Source organism: Bacillus sp. F9_6S_D1_P_5 (assembly GCF_054823925.1).
This window is the reverse complement of record NZ_JBTREW010000013.1, coordinates 40,182-62,382: the sequence shown is the minus strand read 5'-3', so window position 1 is coordinate 62,382 and position 22,201 is coordinate 40,182. Positions and strand designations below refer to the sequence as shown.

Annotated in this window: 23 protein-coding genes; 8 read left to right on the top strand and 15 right to left on the bottom strand. The window is 35.7% G+C overall.

From position 1 onward, the window contains the following. Window positions 1-91: 91 nt before the first annotated feature. Window positions 92-1,294: an MFS transporter gene (locus tag ACUXEY_RS17210; RefSeq protein WP_429600962.1), complete on the top strand. Its 1,203-nt coding sequence runs from the start codon at window positions 92-94 to the stop codon at window positions 1,292-1,294. 333 nt (window positions 1,295-1,627) lie between these two features. Further along, window positions 1,628-3,283, top strand: a complete 1,656-nt coding sequence (locus ACUXEY_RS17205; RefSeq protein WP_461301201.1) for a Na/Pi cotransporter family protein — start codon at window positions 1,628-1,630, stop codon at window positions 3,281-3,283. A 34-nt stretch (window positions 3,284-3,317) separates the two neighbouring features. On the opposite strand, the gene ACUXEY_RS17200 is transcribed toward ACUXEY_RS17205, so the two are convergent. Beyond that, on the bottom strand, window positions 3,318-4,316 hold the full coding sequence (locus ACUXEY_RS17200; RefSeq protein ID WP_461301200.1) for a YhdH/YhfP family quinone oxidoreductase: 999 nt from the start codon (window positions 4,314-4,316) through the stop codon (window positions 3,318-3,320). Between the two features lie 314 nt (window positions 4,317-4,630). On the opposite strand from ACUXEY_RS17200, the gene ACUXEY_RS17195 reads away from it, so the two are divergent. Together ACUXEY_RS17195 and ACUXEY_RS17190 are read left to right on the top strand one after the other, a co-directional pair. Next, entirely contained in the window at window positions 4,631-5,824 is a 1,194-nt protein-coding gene (locus ACUXEY_RS17195) for an LCP family protein (protein WP_429600964.1), read from the top strand. A gap of 148 nt (window positions 5,825-5,972) precedes the next feature. Continuing rightward, window positions 5,973-6,413 (top strand): hypothetical protein, encoded by a 441-nt coding sequence (locus ACUXEY_RS17190; RefSeq protein ID WP_048526307.1) that lies wholly within the window; start codon window positions 5,973-5,975, stop codon window positions 6,411-6,413. 139 nt (window positions 6,414-6,552) lie between these two features. On the opposite strand, the gene ACUXEY_RS17185 is transcribed toward ACUXEY_RS17190, so the two are convergent. From ACUXEY_RS17185 to ACUXEY_RS17135, 11 genes are all read right to left on the bottom strand, one after another. Beyond that, window positions 6,553-7,317, bottom strand: coding sequence for a sulfite exporter TauE/SafE family protein (locus ACUXEY_RS17185; RefSeq protein ID WP_429600965.1), 765 nt, complete (start codon window positions 7,315-7,317; stop codon window positions 6,553-6,555). Between the two features lie 33 nt (window positions 7,318-7,350). Next, entirely contained in the window at window positions 7,351-7,830 is a 480-nt protein-coding gene (locus ACUXEY_RS17180; protein ID WP_461301199.1) for a DsrE/DsrF/DrsH-like family protein, read from the bottom strand. A 225-nt stretch (window positions 7,831-8,055) separates the two neighbouring features. Then, window positions 8,056-8,352 (bottom strand): rhodanese-like domain-containing protein, encoded by a 297-nt coding sequence (locus tag ACUXEY_RS17175; protein ID WP_429600966.1) that lies wholly within the window; start codon window positions 8,350-8,352, stop codon window positions 8,056-8,058. A 14-nt stretch (window positions 8,353-8,366) separates the two neighbouring features. Further along, window positions 8,367-8,726, bottom strand: a complete 360-nt coding sequence (locus tag ACUXEY_RS17170) for a rhodanese-like domain-containing protein (protein ID WP_461301198.1) — start codon at window positions 8,724-8,726, stop codon at window positions 8,367-8,369. A 30-nt stretch (window positions 8,727-8,756) separates the two neighbouring features. Beyond that, window positions 8,757-8,987, bottom strand: coding sequence for a sulfurtransferase TusA family protein (locus tag ACUXEY_RS17165; protein WP_002006967.1), 231 nt, complete (start codon window positions 8,985-8,987; stop codon window positions 8,757-8,759). 27 nt (window positions 8,988-9,014) lie between these two features. Continuing rightward, window positions 9,015-10,145 (bottom strand): MBL fold metallo-hydrolase, encoded by a 1,131-nt coding sequence (locus ACUXEY_RS17160; RefSeq protein WP_461301197.1) that lies wholly within the window; start codon window positions 10,143-10,145, stop codon window positions 9,015-9,017. Between the two features lie 38 nt (window positions 10,146-10,183). Further along, entirely contained in the window at window positions 10,184-10,744 is a 561-nt protein-coding gene (locus tag ACUXEY_RS17155; protein ID WP_429600969.1) for a sulfurtransferase TusA family protein, read from the bottom strand. Window positions 10,745-10,831: 87 nt separating this feature from the next. Then, entirely contained in the window at window positions 10,832-11,095 is a 264-nt protein-coding gene (locus ACUXEY_RS17150) for a metal-sensitive transcriptional regulator (protein WP_461301196.1), read from the bottom strand. 184 nt (window positions 11,096-11,279) lie between these two features. Continuing rightward, a complete protein-coding gene (gene cdr / locus ACUXEY_RS17145) occupies window positions 11,280-12,944 on the bottom strand; it encodes a CoA-disulfide reductase (protein WP_461301195.1) in 1,665 nt (554 codons plus the stop codon). Between the two features lie 201 nt (window positions 12,945-13,145). Continuing rightward, a complete protein-coding gene (locus ACUXEY_RS17140) occupies window positions 13,146-13,730 on the bottom strand; it encodes a DUF3238 domain-containing protein (RefSeq protein WP_429600971.1) in 585 nt (194 codons plus the stop codon). 133 nt (window positions 13,731-13,863) lie between these two features. Next, window positions 13,864-14,448 (bottom strand): DUF3238 domain-containing protein, encoded by a 585-nt coding sequence (locus tag ACUXEY_RS17135; RefSeq protein ID WP_461301194.1) that lies wholly within the window; start codon window positions 14,446-14,448, stop codon window positions 13,864-13,866. Between the two features lie 146 nt (window positions 14,449-14,594). Between ACUXEY_RS17135 and ACUXEY_RS17130 the strand changes: the two genes are divergently transcribed. After that, the gene (locus tag ACUXEY_RS17130) at window positions 14,595-15,065 is read left to right on the top strand and encodes a MarR family winged helix-turn-helix transcriptional regulator (protein ID WP_000372890.1); all 471 of its coding nucleotides are present in this window, start codon (window positions 14,595-14,597) and stop codon (window positions 15,063-15,065) included. 110 nt (window positions 15,066-15,175) lie between these two features. Here the strand turns inward: ACUXEY_RS17130 and ACUXEY_RS17125 are convergent, their stop codons facing one another. From ACUXEY_RS17125 to ACUXEY_RS17115, 3 genes are all read right to left on the bottom strand, one after another. After that, window positions 15,176-16,438 (bottom strand): neutral/alkaline non-lysosomal ceramidase N-terminal domain-containing protein, encoded by a 1,263-nt coding sequence (locus ACUXEY_RS17125; protein ID WP_461301193.1) that lies wholly within the window; start codon window positions 16,436-16,438, stop codon window positions 15,176-15,178. A gap of 108 nt (window positions 16,439-16,546) precedes the next feature. Further along, the gene (gene spoVR / locus ACUXEY_RS17120; RefSeq protein WP_461301192.1) at window positions 16,547-17,962 is read right to left on the bottom strand and encodes a stage V sporulation protein SpoVR; all 1,416 of its coding nucleotides are present in this window, start codon (window positions 17,960-17,962) and stop codon (window positions 16,547-16,549) included. A gap of 115 nt (window positions 17,963-18,077) precedes the next feature. Then, window positions 18,078-18,638 (bottom strand): nitroreductase family protein, encoded by a 561-nt coding sequence (locus tag ACUXEY_RS17115; protein ID WP_000214810.1) that lies wholly within the window; start codon window positions 18,636-18,638, stop codon window positions 18,078-18,080. Window positions 18,639-18,871: 233 nt separating this feature from the next. On the opposite strand from ACUXEY_RS17115, the gene ACUXEY_RS17110 reads away from it, so the two are divergent. The 3 genes from ACUXEY_RS17110 (at window position 18,872) to ACUXEY_RS17100 (ending at window position 22,190) form a co-directional block, all read left to right on the top strand. After that, window positions 18,872-19,468, top strand: coding sequence for a hypothetical protein (locus ACUXEY_RS17110; RefSeq protein WP_166705032.1), 597 nt, complete (start codon window positions 18,872-18,874; stop codon window positions 19,466-19,468). A gap of 125 nt (window positions 19,469-19,593) precedes the next feature. Further along, window positions 19,594-21,111: a spore germination protein gene (locus ACUXEY_RS17105; protein WP_196472430.1), complete on the top strand. Its 1,518-nt coding sequence runs from the start codon at window positions 19,594-19,596 to the stop codon at window positions 21,109-21,111. Then, a complete protein-coding gene (locus ACUXEY_RS17100) occupies window positions 21,108-22,190 on the top strand; it encodes a Ger(x)C family spore germination protein (RefSeq protein WP_429600976.1) in 1,083 nt (360 codons plus the stop codon). Before ACUXEY_RS17105 ends, ACUXEY_RS17100 begins: the two co-directional genes overlap by 4 nt. Window positions 22,191-22,201: the final 11 nt, after the last annotated feature.

The following is a 22,201-nucleotide window of genomic DNA, read 5'->3' as shown; positions in this document are numbered from 1 at the left end:
TTATACGTTTTCAAGACACCTTCCTTGACTGTTACATTGACCAATACATATACTCGAAAGAAAAGAGAAATTTTATATAGGGGATGAATATATGGGAGAAGCAATACTCGTAAAACGAGAACCGTTATGGACGAAAGAGTTTGTTGCGCTAATTCTAGCAAACTTATGTATGTTTTTAGGGTTTCAAATGTTAATTCCTACTTTACCTGTTTATGTGAAAGAAATTGGCGGCACAAGTTCCAACATCGGATTAGTTGTCGGTATGTTTACCGTTGCAGCACTTTTTATTAGACCGCTAACTGGAAATGCCTTGCAAAAATTCAACAAAAAAATCATTTTAATGATTGGTACTGCTATTTGTTTACTCGCTATGGGCAGTTATCTTTTCGCTTCAACCGTCTTCCTATTGCTTGCCGTTCGAATTTTACACGGAGCTGGTTTTGGTATTACAACGACTACATATGGAACTGTCGTTTCAGATTTAATTCCACAAGCTCGCCGCGGTGAAGGTATGGGATATTTCGGCCTTTCTGGAACGATGGCAATGGCGCTCGGTCCACTTATCGGACTTTGGCTTATGCAAACATATAACTTCACAATTCTTTTTTTATGTGCACTTTCCTGCACGATTATTTCATTAATATTAACGAAACTACTTCAAATCAAAAAATCGCCGCAACCACCACAGCAAACATCTGGTACCTTTCTCGATGGATTTATTGAACGCAAAGCTTTACTTCCTTCATTATTAATATTATGTATTACATTAATGTACGGAGGTATCGGGAGCTTTATTACATTATTTGCTACGGAAGTCGGTATTGCTGATATAAGCCTCTTCTTCTTATTTAATGCACTTGCAATTGCTGTCACTCGTCCGTTTTCTGGAAAGTTATATGATGCGAAAGGTCACACATTCGTCATTATTCCAGGAGTTATTATTACGTTTACAGGTATTATTTTGTTGTCGTACACAACTACTATTCCGAGTTTAATCATTGCAGCAGCATGTTACGGAAGTGGCTTTGGAGCGATTCAACCTGCACTGCAAGCATGGATGATCGACCGAGTAGCACCGCACCGACGAGGAGTCGCAACCGCTACATTCTTCTCAGCATTTGACCTTGGAATTGGTGCTGGCGCAATTATATTTGGATTCATTGCACATTTTACAAACTACGCAACTGTATATCGCTATTCCTCACTACTCCTTATTGCTTTCCTGTTCATTTACATCACAAATGTAAGGAAACAAAAGCATGGAGATAAAAACAGAGAAAAAGCTGCTGGATAATTTCAGTGGCTTTTTTTATCGTATTTTTAATGTTATAAAACTACATGCATTTCCCTACATATTTTTTTAACTTTCATCAAAAAATATACGATGAACTCGCAGACGCTTTCCTTCATATTCAACTAAACAACACTATTCTAAAAAGTGTGATTTCTTTACAAAAAACACTGTTTATATAGGGATAAAACCAATTAAATCCAGCTGTTTCTTTAAAGATTTGTAAACTTTTCATCCCTTTGTAAATTTAGTGTAAATTTTACTGATAAACCGTTTACAGTACCTCAAGGTTTAGTTAATAATTACAGCGTACATGAAATTTAAGGAGTGGAATGCGTGGAATACAATGTTCAAGATATGATCTTCCAGTTCATTGGTGGATTAGGTATTTTCTTATTCGGGATTAAATACATGGGCGATGGACTACAACAAGCAGCTGGGGATCGTCTTCGCGATATTTTAGATCGCTTTACAACAAACCCACTGATGGGTGTACTAGCAGGTATGTTAGTTACTGTATTAATCCAATCAAGTTCAGGAACAACTGCTTTAACAGTCGGACTTGTAAGTGCCGGATTTATGACATTAAGACAAGCAATCGGTGTTATTATGGGTGCGAACATCGGTACGACAGTTACTGCATTTATTATCGGAATTAAAATCGGAGAATACGCTCTCCCAGTTATGGCAGTTGGAGCTATTTTACTATTCTTCTTTAAAAATAAAAAAGTACATTCTGTAGGTCAAGTTGTATTCGGTTTTGGTATGTTATTCTTCGGTTTAGAATTAATGAGCGCAGGTATGAAACCTCTTCGTTCTTTAGAGGCATTCCAAGATTTAATGGTTAGCATGAGTGATAATCCAATTTTAGGAATTATTGTCGGTACAGTGTTCACTTTAATTGTACAAAGCTCAAGCGCAACAATCGGTATTTTACAAGAACTATTCGGTCAAGGTGCAATCGATTTACAAGCTGCCCTTCCTGTATTATTCGGTGATAACATCGGTACGACAATTACAGCAGTATTAGCAGCAATCGGTACTTCAATTGCGGCAAGACGTGCAGCATTAGTTCACGTTATCTTTAATATTATCGGTACCATTATCTTTACGATTATATTAATACCATTTACAAGTTTAATTCAATATTTCCAAACGTCATTAAATTTAAATCCAGAAATGACAATTGCATTTGCACATGGAACATTTAACGTAACGAATACAATTATTCAGTTCCCATTCATTGCAGTATTAGCCTGGATTGTAACAAAAATTATTCGTGGTGAAGATGCATCTATTAACTTCAAACCACAACATTTAAATCCAATCTTTATTGAACAATCTCCAGCTATCGCTTTAACTGAAGCTCAAAAAGAGGTTGTGCGTATGGCTGAATTTTCATTACACGGCTTAAAAGAAGCGAATCAATATTTAAATACACAAGATAAAAAGCACGAAAACATGGCTACTCAATTAGAAGGAGCTATTAACAATTTAGATAAAAAAATTACCGAGTATTTAGTTTTACTATCAGAAAAGCCACTTTCACCTACGGATTCTGAAAAACATTCCGTTTTAGCAGGTGTTGTTGGAGATATTGAACGTGTCGGTGATCATGTAGAAAACCTTGTAGAACTTGTAGATTTCCAAATTTCAAACCGCGTTTCTCTATCAGATGAAGCACTAGCTGAACTAAATGAAATGCTTGAGTTAACAATTTCAACATTACAAGACGCAGTTGAAGCTTTAACAAACTTCGATACTGAATTAGCTCAAACTGTTATTGCGAAAGAACGTAAAATCGACCAAATGGAACGTGTTCTTCGTAAACGCCACGTATTACGTCTGAACGAACGTAGCTGTTCAGGTGATGCAAGTATCATCTTCGTTGATATGGTCAGTAACTTAGAGCGTATCGGTGATCACGCTGTAAATATCGCTGATGGTGTTTTAGGTGAACAAGGTAAAGTCAATTTAAAACAATCATTATAATAGAAAAGAGACGCTAACTAGAGCGTCTCTTTTTTCATTTCATATTTACAACCGTTCTTCCTTTTAACTTTCCTTGCAATATAAGTGTAAACTTCTCATTTAACTCTTCTAATGTAAATTCTTCTGCATAAGATAGTAACTCTTTATTTTTCCATTCACTCGCTAAAAGCGCCCACACATTTCTTCTCACATCTACTGGGCATTGCACAGAATCTATTCCTAAAAGACTTATACCTCGCAAAATAAACGGATATACCGTTGTTTGCAATTCCTGTCCTGCTACATTACCGCATGTCGTTACACAGCCACCATACTTTACTATTTTTAAAGCTGTTTCTAGCATATGTCCACCTACAGTATCGATAACCCCTGCGTATACCCCTTTTAGCATTGGTCTTCCTGATTCATCATTCAACTCCGTACGATGAATCACTTTTTTCGCTCCTAGACGTAGTAGCATCTCTTCCTCTTCCATTTTCCCTGTCGCTCCTACTACGTTAAATCCTAACTTACTTAAAATACTTACAGCTACACTCCCTACGCCGCCTGTAGCACCCGTTACTAACACATCTCCCATACTAGGCGTTATACCTGCTCTCATAAGCTTATATACTGATAAAGCCGCTGTAAAACCTGCTGTCCCGTACATCATACTTTCCTTTAATGACATTCCCTCTGGTAAAGGGACAATCCAAGATGCCGGCACGCGAATATATTCTCCGAAACCACCAGAAGTGTTCATCCCTAAATCATATCCCGTTACAATGACTTGATCTCCTACCTTAATGGTAGCATCTTCACTACTCACAACTTCCCCTGCTGCATCAATGCCTGGCGTATGAGGATATGTTCTCGTAACACCTTTATTACCAGTAGCTGAAAGCGCATCTTTATAATTTAATGAAGAATAATGAACCTGTATTAATACGTCCCCCTCAGGTAAACTACTTACTTCTCTCTCGACAACGTTTCTTACAAACTGCTTATTTTCTGTTTCGTTCACAACGATTGCTCGGAATGATGTATGATTCATTATGCCCTCTCCTTTATCCGTCAAATTCTTCTTTATTATATAGAAGAAACAAGTAAACCTACTCATTTCTTCTTGGCTATATTTCAACAAATCTTACTTCTCTATTACTTTCTCATAATATATATTTTCATTTCTACTAAAAAACCTTATACTTATTCTACATCTGAAAAATAAAATATATAAAATCTGACTTTTTATAAATAAATTGAATTTTTACGAAATGTAAATGATTTGTAATGTTTTTTTTCGCTAAATTTCATTATAATAAGTGGATATGAGTGTCGTATTTCAATCCAAATGAAGGAGTACAGGAAATGGAGCAAAACCCATCTTTGCAAGAAAATACACGCAGTAAACCGAAAAAAAGTAAGAAAAAAATAAAAATTATTATAAGCGTTATTCTATTCTTTTTAATAGTAGGTGGCGGTTATACTTGGTTTTTAGTAAATAAAGCATCTTCTGCTGTTCGAAATGCCGCACATGATTTAGCGCGCGGTGATAAATCTAATTTACGTGATAAAGCTGTAAAACCTATTACAAACAATGTCTCTGTCTTAGTAATGGGTGTTGATGAAAGCGATGTCCGGGGAAAAGAATATGGTGAAGCTATTAGAACAGATGCGCTGTTGCTTGCAACGTTTAATAAAGATAGCAAAACTGTAAAACTATTAAGTATTCCACGAGATACATATACTTATATTCCTGTGGAAAAGAAAAAAGATAAAATTACACACGCTCATGCATACGGTTCTACTAAAAATGGAAAAGATGGTGGACCACAAGCAAGTATTGACGCAGTTGAAAAATTACTAAATGTCCCTGTTGATTACTTTGTAAAGTTTAACTTTAAATCATTTATGAAAATTGTCGATGATTTAGGCGGCATTGAAGTCGATGTACCAGTTGAATTCACTGAACAAGATAGTAATGATAATGCTGAAGCAATTCATCTGAAAAAAGGGGTTCAAAAGCTAAATAGTGAAGAAGCTCTTGCCCTTGCTAGAACGCGCCACATCGATAGTGATGCAATGCGTGGGCAACGTCAACAACTCGTTATTGAAGCGATTCTACACAAACTAACAAGCGTTGGCTCTGTAACAAAAGTTGGTAACATTATTGATGATATTAACGGGCAATTTGTTACAAACTTAACATTTGATGATATGCTTTCATTCTATAAGTATGGATCGGATTCGGAAATTGAGAAATTACAAATTCAAGGTGACGACTGCTATATGGAAAAAGGTGACGATACATGTAGCAAATCTGCTGGTGGCGGCCGAACATATTACTACAATCCAGATAAAAAAGAATTAGCAAAAGTTACAAACGATCTTCGTGCTCATCTTGGATTACCTGCATATACGAAAACAGACTCTGATTCGAAGAAAACAAAAGAATCTAAATCTGAAAATTCAAGTGAACGCGAATCAAGTAACAATGAATCTAAAAATAAGAATGAAAATAGCAGTGAAGATACAGAAACATCGTCTAACGACAATGAATAAAAAAGAAGCAGTTCTCTATGGAGGTAGAGTACTGCTTCTTTTTATTGCTTCACAATTAAAAATCAGAACTTTCTAACTATCTTTTTTAATATTTTTAAATTATAATAAATAGTAGCAATCTATTCCAATTATCAGGGGGCTCATACATATGAAAGCTGCAGTAAAACATAACATCTCAGATTTTAAAGACTACTTAAAATCAAACGATATATACATGGAAGAAAATATAGATGAAAATGATGGTTCTGTTCACTTTTCAGTAGGATTAGAGACAGAAGCTGGCGCAAAAATTCAACTAATCGCTGCTTTCCAAAACGAACATCCTACTGTGGATATATACTGCTTCAATGTTGCTCACGTACCTGATGCAACAGCAACAAATGATATTTTGCATGTTATCAATGAATTAAACACATCTTATCGATTTGCAAAATTCACATTAAACAAGCAAAATGCAATTGATATTTCAGCATCACTTGCATTCTCAGAACCAAACTTTAATCCAGCGCTTGTATTTGAACATACGAGAATGCTATATAAATTAGCAAATGACGAATATAAAAACTTAATGAAAGTTATTTGGGCATAAAGTGAAACTTTAATCATTGGGGGGTTTAGTTCATCCCCCATCTAACTTCTTTGCTTCCGCTGAATTTTGAGGTGGGGGTCTTACTACCCGGCGAATAGCGGGATAAATAAAAGGATGGGCTGCAAGCAGCACCATCCTTTTATTTCAATAACATATCAATCCACATCTTAACAGCAGTTCCTACAATCAAAATCGATAACATATATTGCAGTGCTTTTTGATTAATCCTCTTCCCGACTCGCGCTCCAAGCGGCGCAGCAAAGATACTTGCAATCGCAATAATAAGAGCCGGTATTACAACTACTTGCCCAGTTATCACTTTTCCAGTTGTAATCCCTACTGAGGAAATAAACGTAATAGCGATAGATGTTGCTATTGTTGTGCGTATCGGCAATTTTAAAATAACTAGCATAATCGGAACTAATAAGAAAGAACCTCCAGCTCCTATAATGCCTGATGCTCCGCCTACAATAAATGCTAACAAACTTGCTAACCATTTATTATATTTCACTTCATCACCATTATTGCGTTTCGGTACGAACATCATAATAGCAGCAATTGTTGCTAACGCTGCATAAACAACATTAACCGTATGTTCCTCTAATATGTTAGCACCAAAACTCCCTATGAAACTTCCTATTAATATACTAGCTCCCATATACATAACTAGCTTTTTATCCATATCATTACTTTTCCGATAGGCCCATGCCCCTGCAAAGGTTGCAAAGAATACTTGCACCGCTGTAATACCACTCACTTCATGTGATGTATAGCCAGAAAACCCCAGCAATACCGGAATGTATAAGATCATCGGATAATTAATAATCGCACCACCAATTCCAACCATTCCTGATATAAACGATCCTATAAATCCAATTATAAAAAGTAATACGACTAAGCTCATCTTACATCCCCTCCCTTCTAGAAAGAAGGTGAATTAAATGAATAAGTTTACATTCCCATCCGAAGTATCTGCTAAATAAGCTCCTACTCCTGCAAACTCTACCCCTTCCATAATCTCTTCCTCTTTTAACCCTAATAAATCTACCGTCATTTGACAAGCGACAAGTTTAATCCCTTGTTCTTTCGCCAAATCCATTAAATCTGGTAAAGGCATCGCATTATGTTTTTTCATAATACCTTTAATCATCTTTGGTCCCATACCGGCAAAATTCATTTTTGATAATCCCATCTTATCCGCACCGCGTGGCATCATTTTTCCAAATACTTTTTCTATGAAAGTTTTCTTTACCTTCACATGCTCATCTTTTCTTAAAGCATTTAAGCCCCAAAAAGTATGAAAAATAGTTACCTCTTGATCGTACGCCGCTGCACCATTTGCAATAATATAAGCAGCCATCGCTTTATCATAATCTCCGCTAAATAAAACGATTGTTGTTTTCTTCTGTTGTTCCATGTTGTTCTCCCTCCAATTACCTATAGGGGTATTTTATTATTTATAAAAAGGCTCAAATCATTTATCCCGCATTAACGGGCAGTAAGACCCCCACCTCAAAATTCAGCGGAAGCAAAGAAGTTAGGTGGAGGACCAACTGCCCGTAAAAGCCCGATTGGTTCAACTAATAATCAGTGAGGGATGGACAAAAACCCCCACTGATTAAAGTTTCACTTTATCTCTGTACTATAAGACTTTACCTTCCCACGCTAACATACCACCTACCATATTGATCGCTTGAAAACCGTAGCTCTCTAAAAACTGAACTGCTCTTGCACTTCTTCCACCAGAGCGACAAACGATAATATACTCTTTCTTTTTATCCAACTCATGCATACGAAATTCTAATAGTCCTAATGGAATGTTGCATGCCTCCGGGATTTTCCCCTCGGCAACTTCTTCTACTTCACGTACGTCTACGATATTTACTGCTTCTTTACGTAACAATTTTTCTTCTAATTCTTTTACTGTCATTTCTTTCATTTTAAATTCCCTCCTCACAAACCATTCATACCACCTGAAACATTAATAACTTGCTGAAACCCTAATTTCTTTAATACTTTTGCTGCTTGCTTACTTCTCATCCCGCTCTGACAAATAACGATTACTTCCTTATTTTTATCTAACTGATTTGCTTTACTAGCTAACTCATTTAACGGGATATTTTGAAATCCTTTCATATGATTCCCTCTATATTCACCTATTGTGCGAACATCGATGAATTGTTTTCCCTTTTTTCCCGCTATACTCTTTAATTCTTTTCCACTTATATTTTGAACACCTTTCACTGGTAAAAAACGCGAAATAACAAACACTGCAGCCAGCACAATGAAAAGCGTACTTAATATTGTATTCATATAACCAACCTCTCTACATTTATAAAACTGCTACGCCTTCTTAATCCAAAACTTCAGCACATCAGCTTCTTCTACATGCTTTACGATGTCATGACCACCTTTATTTGCCCACGCTGGAATATCTTTAACTGACCCTTTATCCGTTACATGTACTTCTAACACTTCTCCAGTTTGTAAAGTATCCATCGCTTTCTTCGTTCTTACAATCGGCATTGGACATGCTAAACCTGTCGCATCTAATACTTGTTTTACATTCATCATCTATTCCTCCATTTTTTATTTATTTCATTATTCGTGCACTGCACAACGATTTGGACCAATCTCCATTTCACGCTCTTCATCTGCACTTGGATGAATTTTTCCCATATTCGTTTGACGGATTTCTTCATATGCATTTGGCTGAGGTGGTAAGTTTTCTGTTACAGTTTTACGGAACTCTACCTCATCCTCAATATTTAACCCTGCATTATAAGCAAACAAATCTTTTAATTTTGCGCTAACAACACCATTTTCATCCATTTCACTTATTTTTGAATAATGAGCCGGTAACACAACTAAATTTTGAGATAGTTCTTTATATCGGCTATACAAAGTATTACGTAAATCACTTACCCAATCTTCAGCCTTCCCAGCAAGATCTGGACGCCCGATGGAATCTACAAATAAAATATCGCCTGATAATAAATAGGAATCATCTACAATAAATGATGTACTTCCAATCGTATGCCCCGGTGAGTATAATGCGTCAATTTCAATTTTAGTACCCCCCACCGTAATAACAGACCCTTCAACGAGCGGTTCATATGAGAAAACAACTTCCTCCGCATCTTTTGGCGGCAACCAATACGTACCACCTACTTTTTCCGCTAACTTACGTCCACCAGAAATATGATCTGCATGTAAATGTGTATCCATTACATTCGTAATCGTAACGCCATGCTCTTTCGCAAACTCTTCGTACGCTTCAACTGTTCTTACCGCATCAATAACTGTTGCTTCACCATTTGAAACGACCATATAAGATAAACACCCTTTTCCAAGGCGGTTAAACTGATACATACTTCCCCCATTTTTTAAATCTCCAACTTTTATAGGCTTTACATATTCACTCCAAGCCTTCATACCACCAGATAAATAATAAATATTTTCTAATCCAGCCTCTGTTAATTGCTCTGCCACAAATATAGAAGACCCTTCTTTTGCACATACTACTAAAACATCTTTATCTTTAGGTAGTTCACTGACAATATGATCTACACCCTCTAATAAATCAAAGTACGGCACATTCATTGAAGTAACTTCTTTTCCTTCAATTTTCCAATCTTCATAATCCGCCTCATTACGAACATCTAAAATAAATAACTCTCCGAATAAAACTTTCTCTGCAACATCTTTTGCATATAGCGGTTTTACATCCATTTCATTACCCCCGTAGGTATATTTTCATTTAAAAAATTTTATTTTCCCACATTCCCTTGCCACTCTAACATTCCTGGAATGACATTTTTCACATTTTCATAACCTTTCTCTTTCAACATGTGGCAAGCTACATCACTACGGTTACCAGTTCGGCAAATAACATATATTTGCTTTGTCTCATCTAATGCTGCACTGTCTAGTTCGCCTAATGGAACTGAAATAGCTGCTGGAATATGACCAAAAGCGAATTCTGCCGCTTCACGAACATCTACTACAATACATTCTTCACCGCTTAATAATATCTCTTCCAATTCCGCATTTGTAATTGTATGAGGATATTTCACTACTTCATTCATTTCATGCTCATTTGCTTTTCTAACGTAATGCATTAATAGATCGCCTTCGTGTTTCGTCCCGATATATTGATGACCTACTTTACTCGCCCAACTTTGTATATCTACAGTAGACCCTTTATCTGTTGCCTGAACTTCAATCACTTGCCCTGACGTCAACCCTTCCATCGCCTTCTTCGTCTTTACAATCGGCATCGGACAAGCCAAACCTTTGCAATCTAAACTCATATCCACTTTTATACTCATAGCGATTCCTCCACAACTTATATACATATACCTGTATGGGTATATAAAAATGTTTTTGAAAATCTGTCAACACTTACGTTTGACAGATTATCGGCTTTTTACAAGTAATTGAACAGCTTCTTTAATTAATTCTTCATTTGAACCATTACCACTTTCAAACTGTTCACGTAAACATTGCTCTAAATTTGTTCCAACAACGAGGCCAATTGTACGATCAAGTGCAGAACGAGATGCCGTTAACTGTGTAATAACCTCTTGGCAATCTTTTCCTTCTTCCATCATACGAAGCACACCGCGAACTTGCCCTTCAATACGTTTTAATCTATTTTTCATGTCTTGATTATATTCCATTGTATAATCACCTCATTACCATTATGTCACTATTTATAACCTATGACAATATATTATACCCTGTAGGGTATTTTGTAAACCCCTATTTTAAATTTCACCTTATACATTCACAAAACACAAAGCGAAACCTTAATCTATAGACTTTCATCTTCCACCAAACTTTGAAGTGGAAGATGAAAAAATATCAATATACAATACGGTCTGGTACTACCGTTCCATACAATTTAAAACCACCATCTACATTCTTTACCTTATATCCTTTTTCCATTAACATGCGCGCTGCAACATACCCTCTCATACCAAGCTGGCAAGTAATATATATTTCTTTATCTACCGGCACTTCATCCAAACGATTACGTAATTCATCTAACGGAATATTAATAGAACCTTTAATCATTCCCTGCTTTAGTTCATTAGGCTCTCGAACATCAATAAGATATCCACCATTTTCAACAATATGATCTATCTCATACCATTGTACTGTGTCCACAAAACCATCTACTATATTACTTGCTGCATACCCCACCATGTTTACTGGGTCTTTTGCAGAAGAATAAGGCGGAGCATATGATAATTCTAAATCTGGCAAATCAATTACAGTTAAATTTGCCTTTATTGCCGTTGCGATAACATCAATACGCTTATCTACACCGTCACGCCCTAACGCCTGCGCTCCGTAAATTTTTCCGCTTTCTTTATTAAAAATTAATTTTATTAACACTGGCGTAGCATTCGGATAATATCCCGCATGCGAATTCGCCTGTACATGTACTACCTCATAGGGTATATTTAATCGTTTTAATATTTTCTCATTTACTCCCGTCGAAGCAACTGTTAAATCAAAAACTTTAGCTACAGAAGTTCCCATCGTACCTTTATATAAAGAATTTGTATGGCCATGAATAATATCAGCTAACATGCGACCTTGACGATTAGCTGGCCACGCTAACGGAATCATCGTTTCTGTTTCTGTAACAAAATCTTTCACTTCAATCGCATCACCAATTGCATATACATGTGGATCCGACGTTTGAAAACTCTCATTTACCTTTATCGTTCCTCTAACTCCTAGTGCTAACCCTGCATCCCTTGCTAAACTGCTCTCTGGTTGCACACCAATTGCTAAAATAATCATATCTGTCTTTATGATTGAACCACTTTTTAAACGTACAACAGTCCCGTTCTCTTCTAATGCATCTACACCCTCTTCCAAAATAAGCTCCACATTATGCTTTTTCATATGCTCATGTACATATGCTGCCATTTCATAATCGATTGGTGGCATTACTTGATTTGCCATCTCTACAAGAGTAACATCAATTCCTCGTTCTTTTAAATTTTCAACCATTTCAACTCCAATAAATCCGCCACCAATAACCGTCGCATGACGTGGTTTCTTCTCATCAATATACGCTTTAATACGATCTGTATCAGGTACGTTTCGTAACGTAAACAACGCCTTCGCTTCTTCAATACCTGAAATAGGTGGAACAATTGGTTTTGCCCCTGGCGAAAGAATTAAAATATCATATTCTTCGTTGTATGTTTCATTTGTAGTTACATTCTTTATAGTAATTGTTTTCTCTTCTTTATTAATCTTTACTACTTCACTCAATACACGTATATCTAGATTAAAACGCTTTGACATTCTTTCAACAGTTTGTACTAATAAGTTTTGTCTTTCTGTAATAACACCGCCAATATAGTATGGTAAGCCACAATTTGCAAATGAAATATATTCACCGCGCTCCACCATAATAATTTCATCTTCTTCACTTAAACGACGAAGCCTTGCAGCTACCGATGCACCGCCGGCAACTCCACCTACTACTACAATTTTTCTAGACATATTTCAAACCTCCATATGATTTATTTTCTCAATGTATCAAAACTAGAATACTTATACCCGTATGGGTATATAATAAAATATACAAAAATCATTTTCAATATATATGTCTTTCTTTCACAAATTTGAAACAAATAAAAAAGAACTTAGACATCTCCAAGTTCCTTACAAATGAAGCAACACATCGTTCCATTGTCATACTTCCTATAATCTCTTTGTAAAACTATAATCCATTTCCCCGCCTAGTGCTGCAGCTGTATCACCAGTTTCTCTAAAATCATGTGTATATATTTTTTCAAATGAACCGAAATCTACTTGCTTATAAAATTCAAAACAAGGGAATCCATCATGCTCTCCTTGAATATCAATACTACCATCTTTTTTCACACATACATGTAATACATAATCTACAGGAGGTGCATATACATTTAACGGATTACTTGCGCTCGCACTCATTTTAAATTGCACACCATCAGGATTCCATACGATATTAGTACACACAATATTTTCAGTACTCGCTTTTCCTGTTCTTTTATTCACAGAACCATCTAGATTCGTAATCTTCTCTGTCGTAATACCTGTGTTCGCATATGAAAACACTTCTTCTTTATAAAAATCAACTACTACCTCTTGCTCAACCCTAGAGCGCATAGTATTTACCGCATGTGGTGTAAATTCACGTGAATCACCTTCGAATTGAATTATTTTTCCTGTTTCCATATCCTTCCTCGGTTCTGTCCAAGACATTGGAATAAATACACTGGCTCTAATTTTCACGATGTTAGTCATAAGAAACACCTCTATAATTTTATTTTAGATACTGAATACTATTGAGTAAAATAGACCATAATTTCAATCCTAAAACCAATAGATTTCGCTTTTACTTTTCTACTTCCTTCTAAAAATAGCGCTATATTTATGTTTAGACTGCCGTTTTAAAGCTATATTCCATCTCTCCAGCTAGTGCTGCTGGAGTATCATTTGTTTCTCTAAAATCATGTGTATACATTGATTCAAACGGACCAAAATCTACTTGTTTATAAAATTCATAGCAAGGGAAACCATCATGTACACCTTCAACATGCACAGTACCACTTTTATTAACTCGTATAGCCAACAAATAATCAGCTGCAGGTGCTGCCGCATTTAACGGATTACTGGCACTTGCTCTCATTTCAAATGAAACTTCATCCTCGCCCCATACGATATTAGTACATACAATATTTTCTGTACTTGTTTCTCCTTTTTGATACTCAGTTGAACCATCTGGATTTGTAATCTTCACTGTGACGATACAAGCATCTGCAGATGTGAAAATTTCTCTTTTATAAAAATCAATATTCACTTCTTGTTCTAATCTTGAACGCTTTGCGTTCACCGCGTATGGTGTAAACTCACGTGCATCTCCAGCATATTCAAACAATCTTCCTGTTGCAGGATCCTTAATAGGTTCCAGCGATACATATGGTGTAAAGACACTCCCTCTAATTTTTACAATATTAACCATGTGAAACCTCCATTGATTCTATATTATATAAATCATTATTTGTTCTACCAACATAATATAGTCAATTTGATTGACTATATTATGTATAGTACAATAGGCGTTACATATAGTCAACTTAATTGACTAAAGGTGCGGAGGTTATATATATGGATCAAACATTTAACGAGTTAGATCTTACATCGCTTTTATCATTATCATTTAGCACATTAATTACTGAGCTACATGACAAATTAAGTGAATTAGGATTTGAAGATATTAGGCCAGCACATGGTTTTATGTTCAAACGCATCCTTCCTAATGGAGCAACTGGTATAGAGCTAGCTGAGTATTTAGGGATTTCCAAACAAGCTATAAGTAAAATGGTGGATTCTCTTGAGAATAGTGGCTACGTTACACGTAAAACTCACCCTACTGATAAAAGGGGTAAAATCATTGTTTTAACCGAACGTGGTTTAGCCGTAATGAAAGCAAAAGAAGAAATAGTAGCTGAAATAGAGCAGCGATGGATTGAAAACATAGGTACAGAACGAATGCAAATGCTAAAAGAAGATTTAACAACATTCGTTACTAAAGAAAATACAGAGAAATTATCATCAAATATACGACCTGTCTGGTAAACAAAAAACGAATCCACTTTGATTCATCTTCTTCAAAATGGATTCGTTTTTCTATAGCTGTATTAAAAAATCATTAATTTCTTTAAATTTTATTCTACTGAATATATTTTTTACGCGTTATATAATTCCATAACTCTCTTCACAATCAACTCCGCTGTATTCTCCTCCGGTGGCATCAACAAATTTGTAACCATTCCATACACAATAGGACTTAATTCCACTTCATATCCACCATATGCATACTCTTCCTTTGTCGGTAAATAGCCAATATATCCATTCGTATATCCACCAAGAAAGGCTATTTCATTTCGAAGACGCTCTTTCATTTCTAACGCAGTCTCTGAAAAAGGTTCCATCGGTATACCAAAAAACATGCCATCATTAACTTGAAACAGTTGAACTTCTAAATCAATACTTAACTGCCGAATACCTTGCTTATATTTCTCTAAAACGATAGTAAGCCATTCATCCGTATTCACACCCCACTGCTTCTCGGCGGATCGAGCCATGCTTCGTATTTCATTCATTTCAGGAATATCTTTCAACTTCATTTGCACCATACTCGAAACTGTTCTTAAATTTACAATTGATCTATATGTAACTGTTGGCAACATCGTTAATACATGTCCACTAAGTGTGTAAGCCATTTGTGTTAATGCTTCCCTTGAACCGCGATACTTCGCATTTACATTACCAGCAGCTCCTTGCACAATAATAACAGGACAGTTTATGATCTTCTCAAGAATCTCCCTCGTCATTCCAGGATAATCCGCTGATAATACATCGCTATCACCTTTTAAAACATTCGGATGCGCAGTACAAAATACTACAATACCAAATAGCTCCTTCGTTTCAGCATTTCTTATTGCTAACATGCCAATTCGTTTATCTACAACGCCCTCTATATTTGTTCCCATCTTTGCTCTTCCATCAGATGTTCTCTCTCTTCGGTTTATCCCAATATCACCTGTCGTAACACCCCAGCCAACTTCACATAGCTTCAAGTTGTCATTCGCAGTAACAGCACCTTGCACTACATTATTTACTACAATCGTTTTATACGACTTTATTAAAGGTTGCTCACCAACAGTTTCTGGACCAGAGTGTGTATGTGTATAAACAACTGTTATTCGCTCAAATGGCACGTAAAGCTTACTCGCTACTCGCTCACGAATGATATTCGTATCTTCTACTAACATTCCAATATTATCAATACTTATAAACACAGTTTTCATTTCATCTTTTTCAAATACAAAAACTGTCCCATAAATACGCTCTTCAATATTATTTATTCCTGTCTCTCTATGGTATCCAACAAAATCAATACCGACAGGCGGCGTAATATCAACCTTACATACCCCTATTTTGCTCATTTGATTCGCTCCATTTCTCTATGTAACTCCCTTTTTTTAAGAATGGCATATTTTACCTTTTTTCAAATAAAAAAGAACGGACATAGAATGCTATGTCCGTTCTTTTCATCACACATACTTCCGATGCACCATCTTCCCATCATAAGAAAACACAACGCCCTTACTCTCGACAATCGACTCCATATGCACTGTTCTTCCCCATAATTGATGAAGATATGGCAATACTTTTTCTAAGTATTTTAAATCAAGCTCGATTCCTTCGTAACTATGTTTAATGTACAACTCTCCGTTCTTTAAATAGTCCCCGTCTTCTACTACTAAGTACGGGAATCCGCCATTTGTACGCATATTTACGAGCTGATCACGTACATGTTCCCACTCTTTATCTATTACTTTATATTCTTTTCCTTGGCGCTGGAATAAGTACATATCTTCTCTCATTACGAGATCTTTATTTAAGTAGTTTCTTAAGAACGATACGTCCCATTCGATTTCGCGTACTTCAAAGATTTTGTCACGACCAGATCCTGGTTTGACGCCTCTTCGTTTCATTTCTTCTGTCGGGTTGTTGTAGCGTTCTTCAATATCTTCAAACATTTTAATACCGAGGTAGTATGGATTAATGCTCGTTTTTGATGGCTGAACGACACCTGCATTTAATTTCGCAAATTCGATTGCTTCATCAGATGTTAAGTCCATTTCACGAAGTATACGTTGATGCCAGTATGATGCCCAGCCTTCATTCATAATCTTCGTTTCAAGCTGCGGCCAGAAATATAACATTTCCTCACGCATCATCGTTAATATGTCTCGCTGCCAATCTTCTAGCTCACGGCTATATTCTTCAATAAAGAGGAGCAAGTCTTTCTCTGGTTGCGGCGGAATTTTCTTCTTTTTGCGTATGTTGGATCGTTCCCTTTTTTTATTTCGATCATCTAAATTCCATAGGTCATCGTATTGTGATGCCTTTTTCTTTTCTACTTCTTCTTCTAAATCATCAATACCCCACGCCAGTTTCGGACGCATGAGCGACGGGTCAATATGCTCTTGAATGGCAAGTACGGCATCCAAAAATGTTTCTACCTCTGCCTTTCCGTACTTATGCTCATATGCTTTCACCCGTTCAGCTGTTGCTGACATACTTTCTACCATATCTCGTTTCGTATTTGAAAAACGAATATTATTTTTAAAGAAATCACAGTGTGCTAAAACGTGCGCTACAATTAATTTATTTTGAATTAACGAGTTCGTATCTAATAAAAAGGCATAACATGGGTCAGAGTTAATAACGAGTTCGTATATTTTACTAAGACCTAAATCATATTGTAATTTCATTCTGAAAAACTGTTTTCCAAAACTCCAATGTGAAAACCGCGTCGGCATCCCATATGCACCAAATGTATAAATAATTTCCGCTGGACATATTTCATAACGCATCGGATAAAAATCAAGCCCAAATCCAGTCGCAATTTCCGTAATTTCCGCAATCGCATATTGCAGTGCTTTATCGTCACTTGCTCTCATTATTTTCCCTCCTTACACTTTCCCTTAAGAAAGTGTATGATGAGGAACAAGCTTTCATGAGGATTGATTGCATAATAAAAAGACATCCTCATAAAAAACGAGAATGTCTCATCTATTAACCTTCAATAATCTCCATCTTCTCCGTAATCGGCGTACGAGCTTTTCCTTCTGGTGCTTTATCGAAATAGCCAAGGTGAAGAATTCCAACGATGCGTTGACCTCTTGTTAAACCAAGTCCTTCTATAAATAATGGATTGTAGTTTAATCCGCCTGATTTCCAAACGCAACCTAAACCGCGTTCCCAAGCAAGAAGCTGGAAGTTTTGCATAAATGCACATGTTGCAGCGTAATCTTCGTCACGTTGAATTTGACGCGGGTCTTCATTTATATATACAACGATTTGTGCAGGTGTGCTTAAGAAACGATCAGATAAAATTTTACCGCGTTTCGCTCTTTCTTCTTCTGTGAAAGAGTTTAATACTGCGTCTACTAACTTCTGACGGCCTTCTCCAATGTATAATTTACAATTCCATGGTTCACGGTGTTTATGATTCGGTGCCCACGTTGCGTCGTTTAATAGTTCAATTAATAACTCTTTGTCTACTGCTTTATCTGTAAATGTACGAACAGAACGTCTTTCTTTAATCACATTTGCGATGGAAGTATATGTAGTCATATTTTTCTCTCCCTTATTTTTATCTATATGTATACGTTTATTATTGATATTGATTTTCAATTTCGATTATACCTTAGTTTTTTACTATTAATCAATGTTTTATGTTGGAAAACTTCCAAAAACATCATTTCATACTTGTGAATAAAAAAACTTGATTTGTTCACAAGCATTTCACATTTTATGGAAATGATATGTGTACAGTTTTCCACATTATCCATCTAGGAGGAATTTATATGTACAAAAAAATTGCAGTAAGTATGACCATGGCAGCATTATTATTCGGAGCAGCCGTCCTCCCTACTTACGCTGCTACGCCAAAAGAAGTAACATTCCATCATCATAAACCAGTTTCAGAAGAAGAAATGCAGTCGCTCGAAAAACTCGGCTATAACAAACATGAAATTTGGAAAGCTGCTCACATTGCAAGAATGAGTAAAAAAGAAATAAAAGACGTTTTAGCTTACTATAAACAAAATAAATCTTGGGAGAAAACAGCCGAGCATTTCGGCGTAGATCCAAGTAAGTTGAAAAAGCATCATATGAATAAAGAAACGAAAAAAGCACTACTGCAACAATTAGCAAATATGCAAAAATCTACACCAGACGGACTAAAACAAAAAATGAAAGAATACAATATCGGATTACGTCAGCTCACAGTATTAACAATCATCTCTCAAAAAAGTAATACCCCTCTTGACGATGTACTAAAAATGAAAAAAGACGGAATGGATATTAAACAGATTGCCGAAAAATTAAATGTAAAAAAAGAAGATATACGAACTGAAATGATTAAATTAGTAAAGTCTATTAAGGAAAAGAAAACAACTTAATACGCCAAAAAGGAAGAGATTTTCAATACTCTTCCTTTTCTTTATGAACTTTCAATTTTCAAGTATAAATTCCCGTCTTTCCCAAAAACTAACACAAGTACATGATATATGTTAGGGGTGAGAAAATGTTCGGTTTATCATCTAAGAAATCCAAAAAGACTAGTACAAAAACAATTTGTTCTATTCCAGAATTTATAAAAACCATGAAAGAATCTAGCGATTTTGTCTCTTATAACGTACTTGAAGATGAAACGTTATGCTTGTTTTATTATAAATCTGTCGTGGAAGCACTTATTATTAAACAGTTTATTTTAACTCCTATGAAAAAGGAATCAGAACATATTCAAAATATCTCTGACCTATGTAATATTGTCTCCATTGAAGATATTATTATCTCTCCCTCTATTGATGATATTCGTGAGAAATTATTAGGTGGATATATTTTAGTACGATTAAAAAGCAATTCGAATCCTGATCAATATGCTTTAATTCGTGCCGAAAGTACTGTTTTAGGAACACGATTATATAACGATACAGAAAATGAGTATAGCGTAATTGGACCTAAGATCGGTTTCGTTGAAAACCTTGATACAAATATACACTTATTGCGCCGAAATATTGTAACGGAGCAACTCATTTTCAAAGAAGTCATCGTTGGATCTATGTCAAAAACGAAAGTAGCAGTTGCTTATATTGAAGGGGTTACAAATGAACAATTTATCAACACTGCAATACAACGACTAGAAGACATTGACTTTGATGTACCATTTGATTCGACTATGATTGAGCAATTTATTAGTGATAATAGCAATTCACCGTTCCCTGTTCTATTACCTACAGAACGATTAGATCGAGCAGTATTTGCATTAATTAACGGGGAAGTTTTAATTTTAACAGATGGCTCTCCATATGCTTTATCAGGACCGACAACGTTACTAGATTTTTTCATTTCACCAGAAGATTATTATTTACCGTGGATGATTGGATCGTTCTTTCGCGTTATTCGTTTTTTCGGAGCTATATTTTCTCTTTTTTCCTCCGCTATTTATACAGCGGCTTTAACATATCATTATCAAATGATTCCTGCTGATTTACTAGGACCTATTATTTTCTCGAGAGCGAACGTACCTTTCCCGCCTATTCTAGAAGCACTCTTTTTAGAAATTACAATCGAATTGCTTCGTGAAGCGGGAGCACGTTTACCGACAAAAGTCGGACAAACAATTGGTATTGTTGGCGGGATTGTAATTGGCCAAGCATCTGTTGAAGCCGCTTTAACAAGTACGATTTTATTAATTGCAGTTGCTTTATCCGCTCTTGCATCTTTCACAACACCGACTGTAAAAATGTCTTCTACTATCCGGTTATTACGCTTTCCGCTTATTCTTTTAGCCGGTGCATTCGGAGGATTAGGCCTTATTGTCGGATTTGTATTCATTTTAGCTCATTTAATTAAATTAAAATCACTTGGATCGCCTTATTTATTACCTTTATATCCATTTCGTGGTTTAGGTACAGCGGAAGGTTTTCTCCGTTTACCGTTTAGCCAAACTGCACAAAGGCCTTCTTTCCTTAGACCAAGATCTAAATGGCGCTATAACCCAAACAAAGCGAAGCAAAAACGTGATGGTGATAATGAATGAAAAAACTCTTACTGTTCCTTATTATAATCTTTTTTGTTATACAAACTGGCTGTACACAAACGTATGTAGTGGATACGCAACGTATTATTCATGTTGCTGGATTTGACATAAAAAAAAACAAAAACTTCCAAGGAACGATCTTATTTCCAGAGTATACACATGGTGTAAAGTCTAAACCAGAAACTCAATCAACATCTGCCCGTTCACTTGAAACCATCGCTTCACGATTAAATGCGAAATCACCTCACAATGTTGTTGTAGGTCAAATGCGTGTCGTTCTATTTGGGAAAGATTTAGGAGAACAAGGAATGGGGGAAATTATTACTAACTTACAACGTGATCCAAATATCGGGCGTGATGTACAACTAGCAATTGTAGATGGATCAGCTGAAGAGCTTTTAAATTATGGCAAACAAAATGGATCATTATATATTGCTGATTTACTCGAGCAAAATATAAGAAATGAAAACATTCCACAAACTGCATTAAACATTTTTTTATATAATTACTACTCTTCTGTATGTGATGCCTATATCCCTTATATAAAAATGGGCGATAATCATTCCGTCGCTGTTAAAGGACTTGCTTTTTTAAAAGGTGATAAAGTCATTATGTATACAGATAAAAGACATTCTGTTTTAGCAAAATTGCTTATTAATCCTACAAAAAATGGGCGTTACGAAGCGGCGATAAAAAAAGATAAGCATAAAGGCATGGTGGTCATACAAAACTTAGCTGGGGAAAGCAAGTATGATATAGATCAAACTGGTGACATACCAAAAGTGAAAATTCATTTGAAACTAAATGGATTAATTAAAAACTCTCCTACTTGGATTGATTTAAGAAAAAAAACAAATATCAATTATATAAAAAAACAAATTGAAAGAAATGTTGAACAAGACTGTGAAAAATTAATAAAACAATTTCAACAAAAGAAAATTGATCCTTTAGGAATACGCGATGAAATTAGAAGTCATACGAGAAAATGGAATATAAACCAAATTCGAAATATGTATCCGAATGTAGCTGTGGATATAAATCTAGACATTAACATTGTACAATCTGGAATCGGGGAATAGTGAGGTGAAAT

Coding starts and splice junctions, on each gene's coding strand:
- ACUXEY_RS17210 (WP_429600962.1), top strand. CDS start 92: ATGGGAGAAGCAATACTCGTAAAACGAGAACCGTTATGGACGAAAGAG.
- ACUXEY_RS17200 (WP_461301200.1), bottom strand. CDS start 4,316: ATGAATCATACATCATTCCGAGCAATCGTTGTGAACGAAACAGAAAAT.
- ACUXEY_RS17195 (WP_429600964.1), top strand. CDS start 4,631: ATGGAGCAAAACCCATCTTTGCAAGAAAATACACGCAGTAAACCGAAA.
- ACUXEY_RS17190 (WP_048526307.1), top strand. CDS start 5,973: ATGAAAGCTGCAGTAAAACATAACATCTCAGATTTTAAAGACTACTTA.
- ACUXEY_RS17185 (WP_429600965.1), bottom strand. CDS start 7,317: ATGAGCTTAGTCGTATTACTTTTTATAATTGGATTTATAGGATCGTTT.
- ACUXEY_RS17180 (WP_461301199.1), bottom strand. CDS start 7,830: ATGGAACAACAGAAGAAAACAACAATCGTTTTATTTAGCGGAGATTAT.
- ACUXEY_RS17175 (WP_429600966.1), bottom strand. CDS start 8,352: ATGAAAGAAATGACAGTAAAAGAATTAGAAGAAAAATTGTTACGTAAA.
- ACUXEY_RS17170 (WP_461301198.1), bottom strand. CDS start 8,726: ATGAATACAATATTAAGTACGCTTTTCATTGTGCTGGCTGCAGTGTTT.
- ACUXEY_RS17165 (WP_002006967.1), bottom strand. CDS start 8,987: ATGATGAATGTAAAACAAGTATTAGATGCGACAGGTTTAGCATGTCCA.
- ACUXEY_RS17160 (WP_461301197.1), bottom strand. CDS start 10,145: ATGGATGTAAAACCGCTATATGCAAAAGATGTTGCAGAGAAAGTTTTA.
- ACUXEY_RS17155 (WP_429600969.1), bottom strand. CDS start 10,744: ATGAGTATAAAAGTGGATATGAGTTTAGATTGCAAAGGTTTGGCTTGT.
- ACUXEY_RS17150 (WP_461301196.1), bottom strand. CDS start 11,095: ATGGAATATAATCAAGACATGAAAAATAGATTAAAACGTATTGAAGGG.
- cdr (WP_461301195.1), bottom strand. CDS start 12,944: ATGTCTAGAAAAATTGTAGTAGTAGGTGGAGTTGCCGGCGGTGCATCG.
- ACUXEY_RS17140 (WP_429600971.1), bottom strand. CDS start 13,730: ATGACTAACATCGTGAAAATTAGAGCCAGTGTATTTATTCCAATGTCT.
- ACUXEY_RS17135 (WP_461301194.1), bottom strand. CDS start 14,448: ATGGTTAATATTGTAAAAATTAGAGGGAGTGTCTTTACACCATATGTA.
- ACUXEY_RS17130 (WP_000372890.1), top strand. CDS start 14,595: ATGGATCAAACATTTAACGAGTTAGATCTTACATCGCTTTTATCATTA.
- ACUXEY_RS17125 (WP_461301193.1), bottom strand. CDS start 16,438: ATGAGCAAAATAGGGGTATGTAAGGTTGATATTACGCCGCCTGTCGGT.
- spoVR (WP_461301192.1), bottom strand. CDS start 17,962: ATGAGAGCAAGTGACGATAAAGCACTGCAATATGCGATTGCGGAAATT.
- ACUXEY_RS17115 (WP_000214810.1), bottom strand. CDS start 18,638: ATGACTACATATACTTCCATCGCAAATGTGATTAAAGAAAGACGTTCT.
- ACUXEY_RS17110 (WP_166705032.1), top strand. CDS start 18,872: ATGTACAAAAAAATTGCAGTAAGTATGACCATGGCAGCATTATTATTC.
- ACUXEY_RS17105 (WP_196472430.1), top strand. CDS start 19,594: ATGTTCGGTTTATCATCTAAGAAATCCAAAAAGACTAGTACAAAAACA.
- ACUXEY_RS17100 (WP_429600976.1), top strand. CDS start 21,108: ATGAAAAAACTCTTACTGTTCCTTATTATAATCTTTTTTGTTATACAA.